The organism is Halomonas elongata DSM 2581 (genome assembly GCF_000196875.2).
Lineage (GTDB): Bacteria > Pseudomonadota > Gammaproteobacteria > Pseudomonadales > Halomonadaceae > Halomonas > Halomonas elongata.
Map to the genome: position 1 here is coordinate 4,040,822 of NC_014532.2, position 21,004 is coordinate 4,061,825.

Annotated in this window: 20 protein-coding genes; 9 read left to right on the plus strand and 11 right to left on the minus strand. The window is 62.9% G+C overall.

Going from position 1 to position 21,004, the window contains the following annotated elements:
• Positions 1-22 precede the first annotated feature (22 nt).
• From rsmG to argC, 7 genes are all read right to left on the minus strand, one after another.
• On the minus strand, positions 23-685 hold the full coding sequence (gene rsmG, locus HELO_RS18970) for a 16S rRNA (guanine(527)-N(7))-methyltransferase RsmG (protein ID WP_013334208.1): 663 nt from the start codon (positions 683-685) through the stop codon (positions 23-25).
• On the minus strand, positions 682-2,577 hold the full coding sequence (gene mnmG, locus HELO_RS18975; RefSeq protein WP_013334209.1) for a tRNA uridine-5-carboxymethylaminomethyl(34) synthesis enzyme MnmG: 1,896 nt from the start codon (positions 2,575-2,577) through the stop codon (positions 682-684). Before mnmG ends, rsmG begins: the two co-directional genes overlap by 4 nt.
• A gap of 535 nt (positions 2,578-3,112) precedes the next feature.
• Positions 3,113-3,886 carry an amino acid ABC transporter ATP-binding protein gene (locus HELO_RS18980; RefSeq protein ID WP_013334210.1) on the minus strand — a complete coding sequence of 258 codons (774 nt, stop codon included), beginning with the start codon at positions 3,884-3,886 and terminating at the stop codon, positions 3,113-3,115.
• 13 nt (positions 3,887-3,899) lie between these two features.
• Positions 3,900-4,571 carry an amino acid ABC transporter permease gene (locus HELO_RS18985; protein WP_013334211.1) on the minus strand — a complete coding sequence of 224 codons (672 nt, stop codon included), beginning with the start codon at positions 4,569-4,571 and terminating at the stop codon, positions 3,900-3,902.
• 102 nt (positions 4,572-4,673) lie between these two features.
• A complete protein-coding gene (locus tag HELO_RS18990) occupies positions 4,674-5,444 on the minus strand; it encodes a transporter substrate-binding domain-containing protein (protein ID WP_013334212.1) in 771 nt (256 codons plus the stop codon).
• 113 nt (positions 5,445-5,557) lie between these two features.
• The gene (erpA, locus tag HELO_RS18995; protein WP_013334213.1) at positions 5,558-5,911 is read right to left on the minus strand and encodes an iron-sulfur cluster insertion protein ErpA; all 354 of its coding nucleotides are present in this window, start codon (positions 5,909-5,911) and stop codon (positions 5,558-5,560) included.
• A gap of 274 nt (positions 5,912-6,185) precedes the next feature.
• Positions 6,186-7,220: an N-acetyl-gamma-glutamyl-phosphate reductase gene (gene argC / locus HELO_RS19000; protein ID WP_013334214.1), complete on the minus strand. Its 1,035-nt coding sequence runs from the start codon at positions 7,218-7,220 to the stop codon at positions 6,186-6,188.
• 167 nt (positions 7,221-7,387) lie between these two features.
• Between argC and HELO_RS19005 the strand changes: the two genes are divergently transcribed.
• The 9 genes from HELO_RS19005 (at position 7,388) to HELO_RS19045 (ending at position 16,770) form a co-directional block, all read left to right on the plus strand.
• Positions 7,388-9,151 carry a chloride channel protein gene (locus tag HELO_RS19005; RefSeq protein ID WP_013334215.1) on the plus strand — a complete coding sequence of 588 codons (1,764 nt, stop codon included), beginning with the start codon at positions 7,388-7,390 and terminating at the stop codon, positions 9,149-9,151.
• A gap of 9 nt (positions 9,152-9,160) precedes the next feature.
• Positions 9,161-9,592, plus strand: coding sequence for a protoporphyrinogen oxidase HemJ (gene hemJ, locus HELO_RS19010; RefSeq protein ID WP_013334216.1), 432 nt, complete (start codon positions 9,161-9,163; stop codon positions 9,590-9,592).
• Entirely contained in the window at positions 9,592-10,410 is an 819-nt protein-coding gene (gene thiD / locus HELO_RS19015; protein ID WP_013334217.1) for a bifunctional hydroxymethylpyrimidine kinase/phosphomethylpyrimidine kinase, read from the plus strand. The genes hemJ and thiD overlap by 1 nt, the downstream gene beginning before the upstream one ends.
• Positions 10,411-10,631: 221 nt before the next feature.
• On the plus strand, positions 10,632-11,921 hold the full coding sequence (hemL, locus tag HELO_RS19020) for a glutamate-1-semialdehyde 2,1-aminomutase (protein WP_013334218.1): 1,290 nt from the start codon (positions 10,632-10,634) through the stop codon (positions 11,919-11,921).
• Positions 11,922-11,948: 27 nt separating this feature from the next.
• Positions 11,949-13,187: an AAA family ATPase gene (locus HELO_RS19025; protein ID WP_013334219.1), complete on the plus strand. Its 1,239-nt coding sequence runs from the start codon at positions 11,949-11,951 to the stop codon at positions 13,185-13,187.
• 153 nt (positions 13,188-13,340) lie between these two features.
• Positions 13,341-13,949: an RdgB/HAM1 family non-canonical purine NTP pyrophosphatase gene (gene rdgB, locus HELO_RS19030; RefSeq protein ID WP_041602292.1), complete on the plus strand. Its 609-nt coding sequence runs from the start codon at positions 13,341-13,343 to the stop codon at positions 13,947-13,949.
• Complete coding sequence (gene hemW, locus HELO_RS19035; RefSeq protein WP_013334221.1) at positions 13,946-15,121, plus strand: radical SAM family heme chaperone HemW; 1,176 nt, start codon at positions 13,946-13,948, stop codon at positions 15,119-15,121. The genes rdgB and hemW overlap by 4 nt, the downstream gene beginning before the upstream one ends.
• Before the next feature lie 32 nt (positions 15,122-15,153).
• Positions 15,154-15,825 (plus strand): OmpA family protein, encoded by a 672-nt coding sequence (locus tag HELO_RS19040; protein ID WP_013334222.1) that lies wholly within the window; start codon positions 15,154-15,156, stop codon positions 15,823-15,825.
• Between the two features lie 93 nt (positions 15,826-15,918).
• Positions 15,919-16,770, plus strand: coding sequence for a 23S rRNA (adenine(2030)-N(6))-methyltransferase RlmJ (locus HELO_RS19045; RefSeq protein WP_013334223.1), 852 nt, complete (start codon positions 15,919-15,921; stop codon positions 16,768-16,770).
• A gap of 21 nt (positions 16,771-16,791) precedes the next feature.
• Here the strand turns inward: HELO_RS19045 and mnmE are convergent, their stop codons facing one another.
• The 4 genes from mnmE to rpmH all read right to left on the minus strand — a co-directional run bounded on the left by mnmE (position 16,792) and on the right by rpmH (position 20,717).
• Complete coding sequence (gene mnmE, locus HELO_RS19050) at positions 16,792-18,162, minus strand: tRNA uridine-5-carboxymethylaminomethyl(34) synthesis GTPase MnmE (RefSeq protein WP_013334224.1); 1,371 nt, start codon at positions 18,160-18,162, stop codon at positions 16,792-16,794.
• A gap of 103 nt (positions 18,163-18,265) precedes the next feature.
• Positions 18,266-19,966, minus strand: a complete 1,701-nt coding sequence (yidC, locus tag HELO_RS19055) for a membrane protein insertase YidC (RefSeq protein WP_013334225.1) — start codon at positions 19,964-19,966, stop codon at positions 18,266-18,268.
• Positions 19,967-20,173: 207 nt separating this feature from the next.
• On the minus strand, positions 20,174-20,572 hold the full coding sequence (rnpA, locus tag HELO_RS19060; RefSeq protein WP_013334226.1) for a ribonuclease P protein component: 399 nt from the start codon (positions 20,570-20,572) through the stop codon (positions 20,174-20,176).
• Positions 20,573-20,582: 10 nt separating this feature from the next.
• On the minus strand, positions 20,583-20,717 hold the full coding sequence (rpmH, locus tag HELO_RS19065) for a 50S ribosomal protein L34 (RefSeq protein WP_008959105.1): 135 nt from the start codon (positions 20,715-20,717) through the stop codon (positions 20,583-20,585).
• Positions 20,718-21,004: the final 287 nt, after the last annotated feature.

The window sequence follows — 21,004 nt, forward strand, 5'->3', positions numbered from 1 at the left end:
TTCCTTGCGAGTGACGGACGCCTCAGGGGCGACCCTGGGTGGAATCGGTACGCTCGAGTATCACGAGTCGACGCTGGCCTGACTCGAAGGGCACCGTCAACTCATGGCTGGCAACCGGTGCCACGTTCTCGGGTAACCCGCTCAGCTCATCATCCACGCTGGGGCCCTTCATGGCCAGCCATCGCCCTCCATCGGCCACCAGGTCGGCACTCAGCGAGACGAAATCCCCGAGACTGGCGAAGGCACGCGAGATCACCTCGCAATAGCCTTCCTTCGGCCCCTCGAAGGCCTCGACCCGGGCCTGGACGGGCGTGACGTTGGTCAGGCCCAGCTCCATCACCGCCTGGCGCTGGAAACGTACCTTCTTGCCATTGCTGTCGAGCAGGGTCACCCGACGCTCGGGCTCCAGAATCGCCAGCACCAGGCCCGGCAAGCCGGGGCCGGCGCCCACGTCGAGCAGTGTCGATCCCGTCACGAAGGGCGCCACGGCCGCGCTGTCGAGCAGGTGCCGGGAGACCATTTCTTCCGGGGCGCGTACCGCGGTGAGGTTATAGGCACGGTTCCACTTGTGCAACAGCGCCAGCAGCGTCAACAAGCCTTCCCGGCGTGCCGGGAAGGCGTCGATACCGAGCTCGTTCAGGCCCTGTTCGAGGCGCTCGCGAAGACGGTGGTCATCGAGGCTCATCCGTTGGCCACCCGGCTATCGTCGAGCAGGCGTCGCTTCTTCAGGTGAATCAGCAGGATCGAGACGGCCGCCGGTGTCACGCCGGAGATGCGCGATGCCTGTGCCAGGGTCTCGGGCCTGGCCTCGACGAGCTTCTGGCGAATCTCGTTGGAGAGCCCGTCGACCTGGTCGTAGTCGAGGTCGTCGGGCAGCGGCGTGGCTTCATGCCGCTTGAGCTTGTCGATCTCGTCCTGCTGGCGGTCGATGTAGCCCTGGTACTTGGCCTGGATCTGGACCTGTTCGGCCACCTGATCGTTATCGACCGGCTCACCGACCAGACCCGCCACGTCGCGATAGCCGATCTCGGGACGCTTGAGCAGGTCGAGCAGGTTGTATTCACGTTTCAGGGACTGCCCGGTGGTCTCGGAGATACGCCGAGCGGCCTCGCTGCCGGGCTGGACCCAACTGGAGCGGAGACGCGAGGTTTCGCGCTCCACGGCCTCGCGCTTGGCACTGAAAGCCGTCCAACGGCGTTCATCGACCAGCCCCAGTTCGCGGCCGGTCTCGGTGAGGCGCATGTCGGCGTTGTCCTCGCGCAGCAGGAGACGGTACTCCGCGCGGGACGTGAACATCCGGTAAGGCTCCCGGGTGCCGAGGGTGATCAGATCATCGACCAGAACCCCGAGATAGGCCTCATCGCGACGCGGCCACCAGGCATCGAGCCCGCGAGCCCGTCGTGCGGCATTGAGCCCGGCCAGAAGCCCCTGGGCCCCTGCTTCTTCGTAACCGGTGGTGCCGTTGATCTGCCCGGCGAAATACAGGTTGTGGATAAACTTCGTCTCGAGGGAATGCTTCAAATCACGAGGATCGAAGAAATCGTATTCGATGGCATAGCCGGGACGCGTGATGTGAGCGTTTTCCAGTCCCTGGATCGAACGGACGACCTGCAACTGCACATCGAACGGCAGTGACGTGGAAATGCCGTTGGGATACAGCTCGTGGGTGTCCAGCCCCTCCGGCTCGACGAAGATCTGGTGGCTCGACTTGTCGGCGAAGCGATGCACCTTGTCCTCGATGGAGGGGCAATAGCGGGGACCCACACCCTCGATGACCCCGGAGAACATCGGCGAACGCTCCAGGTTGGCGTGGATGATCTCGTGGGTCCGCTCATTGGTGTGCGCAATATGGCAGCTCACCTGGCGCGGATGCTGGCTCCGTTCGCCCAGATAGGACATGACCGGCGTGGGCTCATCGCCGGGCTGCTCGTCGAGCTTCGAGAAATCCACGCTCTTGGCATCGAGACGCGGCGGGGTGCCGGTCTTCAGGCGATCGACGCGAAACGGCAAGGCCCGGAGGCGTTCGGCGAGGGCATTGGAGGGCGGATCGCCGGCACGGCCCCCACGGCTGTTGTCCAGGCCGATGTGGATAACACCGCCGAGGAAAGTGCCTGTGCACAACACCACGGTCTCGCTCATGAAGCGAATTCCCGTTTCGGTGCATACACCGCGAACCTGGTCACCCTCGACGATGAGATCGCCGGCTGCCTGCTGGAAGATCGTCAGGTTGGCCTGGTTTTCCAGCATGCCGCGAATGGCGGCCTTGTAGCGAACGCGATCCGCCTGGGCACGGGTGGCACGCACGGCCGGTCCTTTCCGGGCGTTGAGCACACGGAACTGGATACCGCCCATGTCGGTGGCCAGCCCCATGGCACCACCGAGGGCATCGATTTCCTTGACCAGATGGCTCTTGCCGATCCCGCCGATGGCGGGATTGCACGACATCTGGCCGAGCGTCTCGATGTTGTGGGTCAAAAGCAACGTCCGGCAGCCCGTGCGGGCCGAGGCCAGAGCGGCTTCGGTGCCCGCATGACCACCACCGATGACGATGACGTCGAAGCGGTCGGGGTACTCCAAGGTTCACCTCGTTCGGCGCTGCGGCGCCGATATTGCGGATCGGGGATGAAATCAGCCAGCCAGTATAAACCTCCTGTGGGTAATCGTCAGGGTTTTCCACACCCGGATTTTCATCTTCGTCCCCTTTTCACACCACTAGCTATTAAATAAACAATAAAAGAATAGGAAGTTCTGTTGTTGTAGTGACTACTGGTGTGGACGTTTTCCGTGGATAAACCGTTTTATTGCCATAATATCAATATCTTGCAATGTTGATCGAAAGTAGGAAAAGCAGCGGGCGAGCTGCGGACGATGTGTTCGGGGCCTGTGGATGGAAAGCCGGTTTGCCCACAAGCTGACACGAACACGGCTTTTCCACCGATCACTACCGGGCTTGTCACCGCAGCTGTGAACAACCGGGGCGATTTGCCCACATCCCCGGGATGGCGGTGGGTGTGGCGTGATTTTGGTTCATTTGGCAATCGGGTTTTCCACAGCCGAAAAAAAGGCCCTGTCGATAACGACAGGGCCTTCGGGCATGCCTGAAAAGGTGGTATCAGTGCTTGAGAACTCGAGACAGGAAGCTTTTTGTCGGTGCCTCCGCAGGGGTATCGAAGATCGTCTCGGGGGGACCTTCTTCGACGATCCGGCCCTTGTCGATGAAGATGACCCGATCGGCGACTTCTCGGGCGAAGCCCATCTCGTGGGTCACGATCATCATGGTCATGCCGTCGTTGGCCAGCTCGCGCATGGCATCGAGTACTTCGCCGATCATCTCCGGGTCCAGTGCCGAGGTGGGCTCGTCGAAGAGCATCAGGCGAGGTTCCATGGCCAGGGCTCGTGCCAGTGCCACGCGCTGTTGCTGGCCGCCGGACAGCTGGGTGGGATACTTGTGTGCCTGATCGCTGATGCCGACCCGGGCCAGCAGGCGCTCGCCGGTCTCGGTGGCGGTGGATCGGTTCAAGCCCCGCACCTTCATGGGGGCCAGAATCACGTTGTCGAGCACGCTCAGGTGCGGAAAGAGGTTGAACTGCTGGAAGACCATGCCGACCTCGGTACGGATCTTCTGCAGCGCCTGAGTGGCCTTGCCGTCGGGAAGCAGCGGATTGCCATCGACTTCCAGCTCGCCTTGCTGGAACTCTTCCAGGCCGTTGACGCAGCGGATCAGCGTCGACTTGCCGGAACCGCTGGCGCCGATGATCACCACCACCTCTCCGGGCGTCACCGTCAGGTCGATGTCCTGGAGGACGTGAAGACTGCCGAAATGCTTGTTGAGCTTGTTCAGGCGCACGATGGGCTCGGCGCCGGTCGTGGACTTCTCGTGGTTCATGTCGTGCGTTCCTTTATTGTCCGACCAGGCCCTTGCGCTCGAGCAGGCGCAGCGCAAGCGAGAGCGTCAGGGTGATCGCCAGGTAGAGCATGGCGACCATCAGGTAAACCTCCAGGGCGGTGAAGGTGGTGGCGATGTAGATCTGCCCCTGGCGGACCAGCTCGCCGACGCCGATGACCGAGAACAACGAGGTGTCCTTGATGCTGATGATGCCCTGGTTGCCGAGCGGCGGAATCATGCGCCGGAAGGCCTGGGGCCAGATGATGTAGCGGAAGGTCTGGACCCTCGACAGGCCCAGGGACAAGCCGGCCTCCTTCTGGCCGCGTTCGATGGACTGGACGCCGCCGCGCACGATCTCCGAGATATAGGCGCCGGAATTGACGGCGATGGCCGCGATACCGGCGACCAGGGCATTGATCGGGCCGCCGAGGAGCTGCGGCAAGCCATAGAAGATGAACAGAACCTGCACCAGCACCGGGGTTCCGCGGAAGACTTCGATATAGGCCGCGGCGGGAATCCGCAGCCAGATGGTCGGGCTGATGCGCAGCAGACCGAAGATGATGCCGATGATGAAACCGATGGCCAGGCCACCGAAGGAAATGAGCAGGGTGTAGGGGATACCCGCTGCGAGATGCGGAATGGAGGCAAAGGCTGCCTGCCAGTCGAATTGGAAAGTGACGTCCACTTAGGGTCTCCCGTCAGCGCGTCTTCATGGATTGTGGGGCATGGCCACAACGCAACGGGGCCGGGTCCTGGGACCCGACCCCGTATAGGCGAGGTGGAAGAATCATTCGTCGTTGGAAGAGGAACCGAACCACTTGGCGTGGATTTCATCGTAGGTGCCGTCTTCCTTCATCGCGGCCAGTGCCTCGTTGACGGGCTCGAGCCATTCGCTGCCCTTGACCAGTGCGAGACCGTACTGCTGGCCCTCGTAGAGCGGCCCGACCGTCTTGACGCGGCCCTCTCCCTTGGTCTGGGAGAAGTAGCCGACATTGGGTGCGTCGTAGAAGACCGCATCGACACTACCGCCGAGCAGCGCCATGTACATGTCGCTGGAGCCCGGATAGGGCGTGATGTCGGCGCTGTCGCCGAGGTTTTCCTCGAGATAGTCGTAGCTGGTGGAGCCGATCTTGGTGCCGACCTTCTTGCCTTCCAGGTCCTCGACGGTCTGGATGCTGTCGTCGTCGGCGTTGACCAGCAGCTTCAGGCCGCTGTCGTAGTAGGGATCGGAGAAGTCGACGATCTTGGAGCGCTCGTCGGTGATGGTGATGCCGGCGATGGCAATATCGATGTTGCCGGTCTGAACGGCGGGGATGATGCCGTTGAAGTCCATGGTCCGGAGGTTGTAGTCGAACCCGGCCCGTTCGGAGATTTCCTTGATGATGTCCATGTCGAAACCGGTCATCTCGCCGGTTTCCTGATCCATCATCTCGAAGGGCACGAAACTCGGGTCGGTGGCCACGTCGAGTGTCTGGTCCTGGGCAGCGGCCAGGCCAGAGGCACCCAGACCGAGGCCGATGCAGGATGCCAGCGAGACCGACTTCAGTTGACGTTTCATACGTTTCCCCATGGAAGCAATTGTTGTGGAATACGACTCCACCATGGCGAGTTGTCGTGAAAGCGTCAAGTCCGGGCCTGCGGCGTCGTTTAGCGCCTGATCAACGGTGTCGTTCAGACCATGAAGGAGGCGCCACAGCCGCAGGTGGTGGTGGCGTTGGGGTTCTGGATCATGAAGCGCGCCCCGGCCAGGCCTTCCTCGAAGTCTACCGTGGAACCGACCAGGTACTGGTAGGAAAGCGGATCGACCACCAGGGCTACGTCGTCGAATTCCACCAGGGTATCGTCTTCGGCAACCGATTCGGCGAAATCGAAGCCGTACTGGAAACCCGAGCAACCACCGCCGGTCACGTAGACCCGCAGCTTGAGCTCGCGGTTGCCTTCTTCCTCGACCAGGCTCCTGAGGCGTGCCTTGGCGCTGTCGGACAGCAACAGCGGAGTGGGAACGAAGGATGCGACACCGCTCATCGGTGACCTCCCGGGAATCGGTGAGTGTGGTTCATGCCATGATTATCCACACCACCCAGTAAAAGGGTCAACTATTGTTGGAAAATGGCCATCGAGATTCCGAAGATCGGTTCGTGGCTGAGCCGTCGACAGGTCTACGAGGAGGCGCTGTAGACCCGTCCATGGGCGCTACTTTTGCCATCCATGGCAAAAGACCTCCTCTACGACTTGTCCCCGGCGTCTCTTGTCATGACTCGCCATGCAAACGGCGATGGCCCATGAAAGAGAGGTGATGTCAGGGCAACATGGCCGGGGCGTCGAGGCCGGCGGTTTCGTCGAAGCCGAACATCAGGTTGAGGTTGTGCACTGCCTGGCCGGAGGCCCCCTTGACCAGGTTGTCGATCACCGAGAGCACCACCACGGTGTTGCCGCCGCCGGGACGATGCACCGCCAGGCGGCACATGTTGGCGCCCTTGACGCTGCGGGTCTCCGGGTGGCTGCCCGCCGGCATCACGTCGACGAAGGGCTCGTCGGCGAAGCGGCGTTCGAACAACGCCTGGAGGTCGCCGGCGTCATCGCCAAGCTGGCCGTACAGGGTGGCGTGGATGCCGCGGATCATCGGAGTCAGGTGCGGCACGAAGGTCAGTTCCACCGGGCCGCCCGCGGCGTCGCCGAGCCCCTGGCGAATCTCCGGCAGGTGACGATGCCCCGAGGCGCCGTAGGATTTCATCGATTCGCTGGCCTCGGCCAACAATGAGGGGATCTTGGCGCCCCGTCCGGCGCCGGTGACGCCGGACTTGCAGTCGGCGATGACCCGGCCCGGATCGATCGATCCGCTCTCGAGCAGTGGCAGCAGTCCGAGTTGCACGGCGGTGGGATAACAGCCGGGCACGGCGACCAGGCGAGCCGTGCGGATACGCTCGCGGTTGGTCTCGGGCAGGCCGTAGACGGCTTCGTCGAGCAGTTCGGGGGCGCCGTGCGGCTGCCCGTACCATTGAGCCCATTCCTCGGCGTCGCGCAGGCGGAAATCCGCCGACAGGTCGATGACCCGGGTTCCCCGGGCGAGAAGATCGCCGGCCAGGGCATGCGCCACGCCATGGGGCGTGGCGAAGAACACCGCGTCGCAGGCTGCCAGTCGCGCGGGGTCGGGCTCGCTGAAACGCAGTTCGTCGTAATGACCGCGCAGGTTGGGATACAGCTCGCTGACCGCCAGGCCGGCTTCGCTGCGCGAAGTGATGGCCTCGACACGCACCTGTGGATGGCGAGCCAACAGCCTGAGCAGTTCGACCCCGGTATAGCCGGTGCCGCCGACGATTCCGACCTTGATCACGATGGACTCCTCATGGTGGACGCTGGGACCTCTGTCTCTGGATATGATACACAAGAGGGGCATGGCCTACCCAGTGGTTGGCCATCCAGCGTCGGAGCATTGTCTGGAACGTCTCTGCGCTCATCGTCTTTACCGGAGAGAATGCTCGAGTCCATAGGAAGGTCACCTTGCCGCGACGCCCGTTATTCGATTTCACCCTAGATGGCTTTCGCCGTCGGTTGGCCAGTGTCGATGCCCTGCCTCAACTGTGCGTCCTTGGTGTCTTCTCCGGATTGATCACCGGCGGCTTGATGGTCGGCTTTCGCCTGTTGCTGGAAGTCGGGGCCATGGCTTTCATGCCCGATGCCGACCCCGAGGCGTTCGAGGGGCTGTCTCCCGTGCTCAGGACTTCGCTGCCGTTGCTGGCGGTGATCCTGATCGGCTTGTGGCTATGGCGCCAACCGCCTGCCGGACGCCATATCGGCGTGGCGCATGTCATCGAACGACTGACCTACCACCAGGGGCGCTTCCCGATGCGCAACTGGTTCACGCAATGGTGGGTCGGCCTGATATCGGTGCTGGGCGGTCTTTCCGCCGGGCGCGAGGGACCGGCCATTCATCTCGGTGCCGCGGCGTCCAGCGGGCTGGGCCAGCGGCTACGCCTGCCGCACAACAGCCTGCGCGTTCTGGTGGCCTGCGGTACCGCCGCGGGTATCTCGGCCTCGTTCAATACGCCGATTGCCGGTGTCATCTTCGCCATGGAAGTGGTGATGATGGAATACACCATCACGGGGTTCATGCCGGTGATTCTGGCATCGACGATCGGTGCGCTGGTGGCAAGGGTGGTCTATGGGGGCGAACGCCCCTTCCAGTTGAGCGGCGTGGAGCTGGAATCGCTCTTCGATCTGCCCTGGATCGTGCTCAGCGCCTTGCTGATCGGCTTGTTGGCCGGTCTCTTCGTTCGGGTGGCGCGTTCGGGGAATGTCATGAAACGTCTGCCCTTCCCGGCACGCCTGGTGCTGGTCGGCCTGCTGGTGGGAGCGGTGGCCTGGTGGTATCCCCAGGTACAGGGAATGGGCTACGACAGCCTGGGGGCGATCCTGAATGACGCGGAACCACTCGACGTGCTGCTGGCGCTGGCCATCGGCAAGCTCTTGCTGACGGCGATTACCGTGGCCTGCGGCATTCCAGTGAGTATCATCGGGCCGATACTGGTGGCCGGCGGTGCCGTCGGCGCCCTGTGCGGCCTGTTGGGCGGATGGCTGTTGCCCGAAATCGCCGCCGGTCCCGAGTTGTACGCCATGCTGGGCATGGCGGCGATGATGGGGGCGGTGTTGCAGGCGCCCCTGGCGGCGCTGATGGCGTTGCTGGAGCTGACCCATAATCCCGGCTTGATCCTGCCGGGCATGCTGGCCGTGGTGGTGGCGGGACTGACGTCGCGGCAGCTATGTGGCTGCGACGGTTTCTTCATCAGCGTCACGCGCCATGGCCTGCATCCCTTGCAACAGCCGCTGATGCAGGCACTCTCCCGCGTATCAGTGCCGGCGGTCATGGAGCGTGCCCTGGTGCGCACGCCGCGTCGCGTGACCCGGGCCGAGGCCAAAGCCCTGCTGGATGCCAAGCCGGAATGGGTGATCATCGAACGTTCCCGGGACGACAAGCCGACGTTGGCCCTCAAGGCCGCGGCCCTGGCGCGCTGGATGCTGGAACACGATGAGAACGACAATATCGACAAGGACGGTCGGCTGGACCTGCTGGAAATTCCCGGTCAGCGCCTGGAGCTGGCGCCGATCCATCTGCAGGCGACCCTCTCCGAGGCCTTCGATCGACTCAATACCAAGCACGTGGATGCCCTCTACATGGAGCATGGACATCGTCCCGGTAAGAAGCGCATTTCCGGTATCATCACCCGCGATGCCATCGAACGTTACTATCGCTTCAGCGACACTTGAGGAGTCGACATGTACCCCTGGATCAAGGCCCTTCACCTCGTGGCCGTGGTGACCTGGTTCGCCGCCATGTTCTATCTGCCGCGACTCTACGTCTATCACGCCATGGCGCGTGATCGGGACGAGAAGCAGGCCATGGCGTACTTCGCCACCATGGAACGCAAGCTCTATCGCGGCATCATGACACCCTCGATGATCGCCGTGCTGGTGTTCGGCGGGATACTGCTCTATCAGGCGCCGGTGTGGCTCGGCCAGGGATGGATGCACATCAAGCTCACCCTCGTGGCCTTGCTGGTGGCCTACCATCATGTCTGCCTGATCTATCTCAAGCAGTTCGCCGCCGAGCGCTGCCAGCGTTCTTCGCGCTATTTCCGTATCTTCAATGAATTGCCCGTGATCGCCCTGCTGGTGATCGTCATCCTCGCCGTATTGAAGCCGTTCTGATGCCCAACGCTCGAACAACCAATCCCCACCTGCCGGTGGTGCTGGTGCTGGGTGGGCACGACCCCACCGGTGGAGCCGGCCTGGTGGCCGATGCCGAAGCCATCGCTGCCTGCGGCGGATGGGCGCTGACCATTCCCACGGCCATGACGGTGCAGAATTGCCGTGATGTCAGTGCCGTCCATCCGGTGGACGCCGATCTCGTCAAGGCCATGGCGGTCGAGCTTGTGGATATCGAGATCGCTGCCATCAAGATCGGCCTGCTGGCCGATATGGCGACGCTGGATGCCGTGGTGGAGATCGTGCGGCAACGTCCCGGCGTGCCGGTGGTGGCGGATCCGGTACTCAAGGCCGGCGGGGGGCGCGAGTTATCCACCGAGACGCTGGTCAGCGCCTACCGGTCGCGCTTGCTACCGCTTGTGGATATCCTGACGCCCAATCACCTGGAGCTCGCGCGGCTCGCCGATGGACATTGCCACGACGAGACCCAGCGGGCGGTGAGCCTGCTGCGACTGGGCTGCCAGGCGGTGCTGGTCACCGGCACCGAGGCGCCTGGCGTCGAGTCGTCCGAAAGCGTGGTGCATACCCTGCATGCGCCGGATGGCGATCGCCAATGGGAGTGGCCTCGGCTGGATGGCGTCTTCCATGGCTCGGGATGCACCCTGGCATCGGCCCTGGCGGCCCGGATGGCGCGGGGCGAATCGCTGGCCGGTGCCTGCGAGCAGGCGCAGGCTTTCACCTGGGAGGCCCTGGCAAATGGCTGGTGCCCCGGCGAGGATCAGTGCCTGCCGAGGCGACTCTGGCGGTTACCGACGTCATGAAGCAGGATGACCGTGGTCCATCGGACTGGTCTTTACCGGCGTCTGCACCGAGAATGGAAGCATGATGATTGGCCGGCCAAGTGAGCGAATTTCGATGACATTCACCGTAAGATCACTGCTCGCCAAAAGCTTATCCAGAGATTTATCCACAGCCTGGATGCCGTGGGTATCGCGTCTCCGGGCAATCGAAAGGTTATCCTTCAACAGGACAAGAGGTTGACATGACCACATCTGCACAGCTCTTCGAACGGGCCTGTCGACACATTCCCGGCGGCGTCAACTCGCCGGTGCGTGCCTTCAAGGGGCTGGAGCGTCCCCCTGTCTTCATGGAACGTGCCCAGGGCGCTTATCTATTCGATGTGGAAGGCAAGCGTTATATCGATTATGTCGGTTCCTGGGGGCCGATGATCACCGGCCATGCTGATCCCGATGTACTGGGAGCGGTGCGCGAGCGCATCGATGCCGGTCTGTCCTTCGGTACCCCCACCGCCATCGAGACCGAAATGGCCGATCTGATCTGCGAGATGATGCCCAGCATCGAGATGGTTCGCATGGTCAACTCCGGTACCGAGGCCACCATGTCCGCGGTTCGCCTGGCGCGTGGCTATACCGGACGCGACAAGATCGTCAAGTTCGAGGGTAACTATCACGGCCATACCGACTCCCTGCTGGTCAAGGCCGGTTCCGGCGCCCTCACCCATGGCGAGCCGAGTTCCCCGGGTGTGCCGGCGTCCCTGGCCGAACACACCATCACGCTTTCCTATAATGATGCCGACGCCGTGGAGACCTGCTTCGAGGAAATCGGCGACCAGATTGCCTGCATCATCGTCGAGCCGGTGGCCGGCAACATGAATTGCATTCCCCCCCAGCCGGGCTTTCTCGAGACATTGCGCCGGGTCTGCGACCGCCACGAGAGCGTCCTGATCTTCGATGAGGTGATGACCGGATTTCGGGTCGCCATGGGCGGCGCACAGGCCCACTACGGCGTCACGCCCGATCTGACCTGCCTGGGCAAGATCGTCGGCGGCGGCATGCCGGTGGGCGCCTTCGGCGGGCGCCGCTCGATCATGGAAAACATCTCGCCGCTCGGGCCGATCTATCAGGCCGGCACCCTGGCGGGGAACCCGCTGGCCATGGCGGCAGGCGTCACCCTGCTCAACAAGATCCGCGAGCCGGGGTTCCATGATGCTCTTTCCCAGCGGGTCGAGACGCTGTGCAACGGGCTGCGTCAGAGAGCCGAGGCGGCCGGCATCGACATGATCGCCCAGCAGGCGGGAGGCATGTTCGGCATCTTCTTCACCGGCCAGAGCCGTGTGGATAACTTTGCCCAGGCCACGGCCTGCGATGCGGATGCCTTCCGGCAGTTCTTCGCCGCCATGCTGGAGCATGGCATCTACATGGCGCCGTCCGCCTTCGAGGCCGGTTTCATGTCCAGTGCTCATGCGCCCGAGGATATCCAGGCAACCCTCGATGCTGCCGAATCGGCCTTTGCGTCGATGCGCCAGGCTTGAGACGACGTTCCAGCTAGGAGACAGGCAATGAGCCAGCGACAATCCCACGATACCTTGCATCGGGAAAGTGACTTCGATCTGGCGTCACTGCTTCCTCCCCTCTGTGCCTGGCATGCTGAACACGGGCATGACACGGACGACGCATCGCGCTCCCCGCGGGCCATCCGGGAGCGGATGCAGGCCGAGGTACAGGCCCTGGAGTCGCTGATGAACGGTGACGAGGATCGCCTGCGGTTATCCGACCTGGCTCGCTGGCTCGACGAGAACATCACGCGTCTCGATCCTTTGCTGCGTTCGCGCAATGCCCTGCTGTTGCCCGAAAGCTGGGCGCGTGCCCATCCCCGCAGTCGGTTTCTCGACGAAGGACGTGCCCTGATGGCCAATGCCATCGATCGCGATCTCGAAGGCTTCGGTGCCGAGGGGCCTCTCGACCCGGCCGCCGACGTGGCATCGCTGCTGGTGGGGCTGGAAGTTCGTGACGAGACCAGGCTTGCCCATCAGGCCCTGGATGGCTACTTGCGCATTTCCGGCGACTACGCGCTGACGCGTCTATTGTCGGTCTTCCGCGTCATCGAATGCCTTTCCGGGGCCCGTCGGGCCCTGCGGCGCCGAGCGGAAGCCGGTGACGACGAGCAGCCGGCGCTGCTGGCGGAAACCATGGGTGCCTGTCGTCGCTATCTCGATCTCGCCGAGCGGCATACCGAATTCCGTTTTCCCCCTCTGGTCATCGGTATCGGTGTGGCCGGGAGCGGCAAGAGTCGTTTCACGCGTACCCTGGTGAGCCGCTTGGGGGCGATCCGGGTGTGTTCCGATGTGGAGCGACGCCGCCTGCATGGAATTCATCCACAGGCCGAGAAGACTCGACTGCCTGTGGATATGTTTTCCGATGATGCTACCGAGAAGACTTATCAACGCCTGGCGAAATGCGCCGGTTCCTTGCTGGATGCTGGATTGCCGGTCTGCATCGATGGTACCTGCCTCAAGCGCGAGCAACGCGATCTCTTGCGTCACCAGGCCGAAGGCCGGGGTTTGCCGGTGCTGTTGATCAGCTTCGAGGCTGATGAGGCGACCCTCGAGCGGCGTATCGTCAAGCGGGCCGCGCGTCTGGACGTTCCCGTCGAGGAAAGCCTCGCCATCCTGGCCCGGCAACGCGAGGCCTTCGAGGACTTCACCGACGAGGAACGCCGGCTGCTGATCAGGCTCGACACCACCGCCGACAATGCCGCCGAGACACTGGCCGGATTGATTCAGGAGCATGTCCGCTGAGGCATGCCCTGCCCCGGCATCCGGCGGGCGGGCCAGCTTGCCGCTCGTACCTCGAACATCACGAGGGTGGCGTGGATTTCCCCTCCGCCCCCGTGGTTCGTAGAATGCGTCGCTGACCCTCTTTACCCGATTCCGTTAGCAAGAGCGCATGACATGTCCAAGCATCTGGTACTGGCCAGTGGTAACGCCGGCAAGCTCCGTGAATTCCATCAGCTTCTCGCTCCCCTGGGCTTCGAGGTCAGGCCCCAGTCGGAATTTGCCGTCGACGAGGTCGAGGAAACCGGGCTGACCTTCGTCGAGAATGCCCTGCTCAAGGCGCGCGAGGCCAGTCGGGTCAGTGGTGCCCCGGCCCTGGCCGACGATTCCGGCCTCGCCGTGGAAGCCTTGCAGGGGCATCCTGGTATCTATTCCGCCCGCTTTGCCGGCGAGCCCAAGGATGACGAACGCAACAATCGTCATCTTCTCGAGGCGTTGAGCGATGTCCCCGAAGGGGAGCGCCAGGCCCGCTATTGGTGCGTGCTGGTACTGCTGCGCCACGCCGAGGACCCGGTCCCGTTGATCGTTCAGCGACACTGGGACGGCGAGATCCTCGCCCATCCGCGTGGCGAGGGTGGCTTCGGTTACGATCCCCTGTTCTGGGTGCCGGATCAGGGAATGTCGGCGGCCGAGCTGTCGGATTCGGAAAAGAATCGCCTGAGTCATCGCGGTCGCGCCCTTCACGCCCTGGTGGATGCCTTGTCCGATACTGCGTGGTCACCATGATCGACCGTCTGCCGCCCCTGGCACTCTATGTCCATGTGCCCTGGTGCGTGCGCAAGTGCCCGTACTGCGATTTCAATTCCCACGGCGTGGGGCGCGGTGCCGAGCTGCCCGAAGAGGAATATCTGGCGGCGTTGATCGAGGACCTCGATGCCGACCTGCCGCTGGCCGCCGGGCGCGAGATCGTCAGTGTCTTCATCGGAGGAGGAACGCCGAGCCTGATGTCGGCCTCCTTCTACCTTCGATTGCTCGAAGCGCTGCAAGCTCGGCTGCCCCTGGCTTCGGATATCGAGATCACCCTGGAGGCCAACCCCGGCACCCTGGAGCGCGGGCGATTCGCGGGCTATCGCGAAGCCGGTATCAATCGACTCTCGCTCGGGGTCCAGAGTTTTCAGGACGATCAGCTCGCCGCCCTGGGGCGCATCCACAGCGGGGGCGACGCTGGGGCCGCCATCGCGGAAGCCCGGCATGCCGGATTCGACAACCTCAATATCGATCTCATGCATGGCCTGCCCGGCCAGAGCGTCGAACTGGCGCTGGCCGATCTGGATCGGGCGCTGGCGCTGTCGCCCGAGCACCTTTCCTGGTACCAGCTGACTCTGGAGCCCAATACCGAATTCCACTCCCGGCCGCCGACGCTGCCGGAAGAAGAGGTGCTCTGGGATATTCAGGACATGGGGCATGAACGGCTGGAAGCCGAAGGGCTCGAGCGCTACGAGATATCCGCCTATGCACGTCCCGGTCTAGGGGCCCGCCATAATCTCAATTACTGGCGCTTCGGCGATTACCTGGGCATCGGTGCCGGCGCCCATGGCAAGTTGAGTGCACGGGCGGGCGACGGATTGACCATCGAACGGCGCTGGAAGGCGCGTCAACCGGAGGCTTATCTGAGGCGGCGTCACGATCCGCGGGGCTTCGTGGCCGGTCGTGCTGCGGTGACGGCCGATGAGCTGCCGCTGGAATTCGCCATGAATGCGCTGCGGCTCGTCGATGGTGTCTCGATGGCGACCTGGAGTGCACATAGCGGATATCCACAGGAGGTCATGACCTCGCGGCTGACACGGGCACGGGAAAAAGGACTTTTGGTGGAAGATCCCGAAAGGCTTCAAGCTTCGCCACGCGGTCTATTATTCTTGAATGAGCTGTTGGCTATCATCAGTGAAGCCGACGCATAAAGGACGCCATCCCTTTCACAAGGAGTTACCCCATGATGAAGTCTGTTCGTCCGCTCGCCCCCCTGGCGGCCGCCATTCTGCTGGTCGGCTGTACCACCACGGATCCGTACAGCGGCCAGACGCAACGTAACAAGACGGGAACCGGTGCGGCCATTGGCGCGGCGATCGGCGCCGCTGCCGGCGCCTTGAGTGGTGATGGCAGTACCAGTCGTCGTGACCGCGCCCTGATCGGTGCTGCTGCCGGTGCTGCCGCCGGTGGCGGGATCGGTGCCTACATGGATCGCCAGGAACAACAGCTGCGCAGCAGTATGCAGGGCACCGGTATCGGGGTGGAACGCCAGGGCAACGACATCGTTCTCAACATGCCGAGCGAAGTCACCTTCGGTTTCGACTCCAGTGACCTGACACCGGCGGCCACCAGTGCCTTGAACGATGTCTCCAATGTTCTGACCCAATATACGGATACCCGGATCAACATTGCCGGCCATACCGACAGTACTGGCGATGCCGGCTACAACCAGCGCCTTTCCGAGCGTCGTGCACAAGCGGTGGGGCAATACCTGAGCCAGTCGGGCGTGTCCGCCGGTCGACTCAACATGCAGGGTTATGGCGAGAACCAGCCGGTGGCCAGCAACGATACCGAAGCCGGCCGTGCCCAGAATCGGCGTGTCGAGATGACCCTGACGCCCATCACGCAGAACTGATCGAAATCAGGTCCTCGTGTTGGCCCGCCTGCCCTTCGGGGAGGCGGGCCTTTACTTGTCCACCCTTTCTTGCCCATTCCGGGATTCAGGACCATGCTTTCCTACCAGCACGCCTATCATGCGGGCAATTTCGCCGACGTTCACAAGCATTTGGTGCTTTACGCCATTATCGACCACCTATTACGTAAAGTATCTTCTGTTACGTATATCGATACTCATGCCGGTCGTGGTCGTTATCCCTTGAATGCCGAGGAGACCCTTCGGCTCGGGGAGTATCGAGATGGGGCGGAAAAGCTCTGGAAGGAGCGAGGGCGCCTTGCCGAAGACCCGCTACTGGCGGATTGGCTCGAGGGATTGGCAGCCGCCCAGAGCCGGCAGAATCCAACGGAGCTCGATCACTACCCCGGTTCTCCCTGGTGGCTGGCCCAGCGACTGCGTGAGCAGGATGCATTGCGGCTGTTCGAACTGCATCCTCGAGAGCACGAGCACCTGAGTCGGCAGCAACTGGCCGACAGGGTGCGTCAGGTGCATGGCGATGGCCTGTCAGGGCTGATCGAGAGCCTGCCGGTAGCAACGCCTCGATTATGCGTACTGGTCGATCCTAGCTATGAACGCAAGGAGGAGTACGGCGAGGTCGCCGCCACGTTGCTCGAGGCCATGCGCAAGGCGCGTCACGGCATTGTGCTGGTGTGGTATCCGCTGCTCCCCGCGGGACGCCACGAGGCACTTCTCGATGCACTCAAGGCCGGCGGGCTGCGCAAGATCTGGCGCAGCGAACTGAGAGTTGCGTCGCCCCAAAGTGAGCGGGGGATGTACGGCAGCGGCATGCTGGTGATCAATCCGCCCTGGGGGCTGGATCGGCGCCTGGAAGACGCCATGGCGCGACTGGCGCCCGTGCTGGGAGACGCCAGCCGCCACCGGGGCGACTGGTGGGTACCGGAATGAGCGTGCAGGGTGAGGGAGTGGCTACTTGCCGATGCAGAAGCTGCCGAAGATCTCGCCCAGAAGGTCATCGGCGCTGAATTCGCCGGTGATTTCCCCCAGGGCCTGTTGGGCGTCGCGCAGGTCCTCGGCGAGTAGTTCGCCGGCACCGTGGCCGGAGAGCTGGGCATCGCCGTTCTCGAGAGCCGTGGCAGCGCGGTCCAGGGCATCCAGGTGGCGGCGGCGTGCCGAGAAGCGTCCTTCGGTGGTCGTCGAGAAGCCCATGATGTCCTTCAGGTGCTCCTTCAAATTATCCACACCCTGACCGGTCTTGGCCGAGAGCCGGACGATCGGAGTGGCTGTGGATAAATCGAGCCCCGGCGGTTCCTGGCTGGTATCGACCTTGTTGCGCACCAGGGTGAGGCGACTCGGATCGGCGAGACGCTGGACGAACTCGGGCCAGATGCTCATGGGATCCAGGGCATCGGTGGTGGTGGCATCGACCATCAACAGCACGCGATCGGCCTTCTCGATTTCCGACCAGGCCCTGGCGACGCCGATCTTTTCCACCGCATCAGGAGTATCGCGCAGTCCGGCGGTATCGATCACGTGCAATGGCATGCCATCCAGGTGGATGTGCTCGCGCAGCACGTCACGGGTGGTGCCTTCGATTTCGGTGACGATGGCGGTGTCCTGCTCGGTGAGGGCGTTGAGCAGGCTCGACTTGCCGGCATTGGGCCGCCCGGCGATCACCACGCTCATGCCTTCGCGCATTAGCGCTCCCTGGCCGGCGCTGTCGCGGACGTCGGCCAGTCTGGCGCGAATCGACGCGAGCTTGCCGGCGACATGGCCATCGGCGAGAAAGTCGATCTCCTCCTCGGGAAAGTCGATGGCCGCCTCGACGTACATGCGCAGCTCGATGAGTTCCTGGACCAGTGCCTCGACGCGCTTCGAGAATTCGCCCTGCAGCGAGCGCAGGGCATTCTCGGCAGCACCCCGGGAGCTTGCCTCGATCAGGTCGGCGATGGCCTCGGCCTGGGCCAGATCCAGCTTGTCATTGAGGAAGGCGCGCTCGGAGAACTCGCCGGGCCTGGCCAGCCTTGCCCCCAGCTGCACGCAGTGTTCCAGCAGCAGGTCCATGATCACCGTGCCGCCGTGTCCCTGAAGTTCGAGCACGTCCTCGCCGGTGAAGGAGTTGGGTCCCTCGAAGAACAGCGCGATGCCTTCGTCGAGCATGCCATTCTCGCCCCGGAAAGGGCCATAGAAGGCTTGCCGTGGAGGAGGGCAGTGGCCCAGCATGCTTTCGGCGATCGAGCGGCTGGCAGAGCCCGAGACGCGGATGATGCCGACACCGCCCTGTCCGGGCGGCGTCGCCAGAGCGGCAATGGTGTCCTGTGCGTAGAGGCGTTCGGCCATCGGTGATTCCTCGAGTGAGTCGACGACATTGTCGATGTCGCAGGCCCCAAACGCCAGACCCCCGCAAGGGCGGGGGTCTGGCGAAGCGGACGAGCAGGGCGGCCTACTTGGTCTTCATGCCCTTGCCGACGTTGGGGTCGGCCTCGACCTTGCGGGTGATGAAGTACTGCTGGGCGATGGAGGTGATGTTGTTCACCACCCAGTAGATCACCAGGCCAGCCGGGAACCACAGGAAGAAGAAGGTGAAGACCACCGGCAGCAGCTTCATGATCTTCGCCTGGGTCGGGTCCGGCGGTGTCGGATTGAGCAGTTGCTGCACGAACATCGATGCGCCCATCAGGATCGGCAGCACGAAGTAGGGATCCTTCACCGACAGGTCAGTGATCCAGAACATGAAGGGCGCGTGGCGCAACTCCACCGACTCGAGCAGCATCCAGTACAGGGCGATGAAGACCGGCATCTGCACCACGATGGGCAGACAGCCTCCCAGAGGATTGATCTTTTCCTTCTGGTAGAACTTCATCATCTCCTGGGACATCTTCTGGCGATCGTCGCCGTACTGTTCCTTGAGGCGCTGCATCTCCGGGCCGAGCTTGCGCATGCGCGCCATGGACTTGTAGGCCTTGGCGGAAAGCGGCAAGAGCGCGGTCTTGACCAGCAGCGTCAGGATGACGATGGACCAGCCCCAGTTGCCGATCACGTCCTGAATGTGGTCGAGCAACCAGAACAGCGGGTTGGCGATGAACCACAACCAGCCGAAGTCGACGGTCAGCTCGAGGTTGGGGGCAACCGCTTCCAGGCGGTCCTGGATCTTGGGACCGACATAGAGCGTGGCGGCCAGGGTCGCCTTGCTTTCGGCGCCGAGGGTACGAGTCGGGCCGGCGAAGGCTGCCACGTTGCGATTCTGGGAATCGGTTGCGGTATAGAAGAGATTCTTCTGGTCCTGGGGCGGGGCCCATGCGGACGTGAAGTAGTGCTGGATCATGGCGACCCAACCACCCTCGACGTCGCGATTCTCGAACTTGCCGTCGCGGATATCGTCGAAATCGACCTTCAGGTAACGATCTTCAGGTGTGGAAAAGGCCGCACCCAGGAAGGAACGCATGCCCATCTTCGGGCCGGAGGAAGGATCGCTGCTGTTGTCACGCACCAACTGACCGACGAAGCGTGCGGTGACCGGCGTCTCGCTGGGGTTGTCCAGCAGGTAGGCGACATTCACCGCATAGCTGTCGCGATCGAAGGTGAAGCGCTTGATGACATCCACGCCATTGACGGTGGCGCTGAGGTCCACCTGCAGCTGATCGTCTCCCTCGTTCAGTCGGTATTCGGTTTTCTCGGGCGTGAAGGCGATGCGCCCCTGATGACCTTCCAACTGGAGTCCCGAGCGGGCCACATAGCTGCGTGTAGCGTTGTCGGAAAGCAGCACGAACGGTTGATCGGTGTCCTCGGCGTACTTGTGCTGCGGAAGAGCCGCATAAACGATGTCGCCGCCTTGCGGGTCGATGCGGATATCGAGTACGTCGGTAGCGACCGCCACCAGGTCACGGCTGTTGGAGGCGGCCTTGTCGCCGGGCATCGCGCTGCCCATGTCAGCGTTACCGGCGTTGGCGGTGCCGCTGGACGGAACCGACAGATCGCTACTGTCCGTATCCGCGGCATCCTGGGATGACGCTGGCGAGTCGCTGGTGATGGCCGGGGCCTCCGGCGCCTGGGTCGCCTGGCCGTAGTCCTGATTCCACTGCACGACGATCAGATAGGCGAGTATCGCCAGGGGAATCAACAGGAGTAGTCGTTTTACGTCCATGAGGGGTCTGCCCAATGGGTGGTGAACATTCCGATGGCGCAGCGTGAGTCGCACACCCGAGATACGCGAAAGCCTGCCATCGGCAGGCCGGCTTTCATCAGCGGAGCGTCCGCTTTCGGGGGGGCGGCGTCAAGCTTCGCGACGAGAGGCGATAACAGGCTCATCCGAACTCCGATCGATGGCGCTGGCAACGGTGCGCCCGACCGGTCATCGACGGTCTGTCGAGGCGGTAGTGGGGCGGCCGGAGGTCTTCTGCGCTTCGCGCTCCAGGCGGCGCCACATGCCATGTAATTGGCGATGGACAACCTCATTGTCCAGCTCCTGTACGCCACGCCGGGCGAGTAACACGATGTCCACGGCGGGGAGTCGATGCTGGCGAAGCCGAATGGATTCGCGCGTGATTCGCTTGAGGCGATTGCGGTCAACGGCCCGACGGACGTTCTTCTTGCTGAAGATGAGGCCGAGACGAGGGTGGCCCAATTCGTTGGGCGAGGCCAGGGCCATCAATCCCTTGCCGTGAAGCTTGAAAGCCGCCGTATCGAAGACGCGTCGATAGTCCTCGGCGGTCAGTAGGCGCAGCCGCCGAGGGAAGCCCTGATAGGACACGCGTTCGCGATCAGGCGCTCAGACGCTTGCGGCCCTTGGCGCGACGACGCGCCAGGACGGCACGACCATTCTTGGTGGCCATGCGAGCGCGGAAGCCATGTGCGCGCTTGCGCTTGAGTACGCTGGGTTGGAAAGTGCGTTTCATAACTGATTATTCCCACGTGGTTTTTTGGAACGGATCGATAACTTTTCAGAGGCGCCCGGTTTCCGCTGGAAACCTGGGGGGATTCGGCTCAAGACCGGGCATTGTAGTGATTTCACGGCCTCGGTGCAATTGCCCTGTTCGCTCAGCGTCAACCGGGGTGGGGCCATCGAGGTCACAGTTATTATTAATTAAAGGTATATCCTGATACGGTTGTTATTATAACTGGGGAAACATTCTGTGGATAAGCTGATATAACTTAAAAATATCAGTACGTTACTTCGATAATT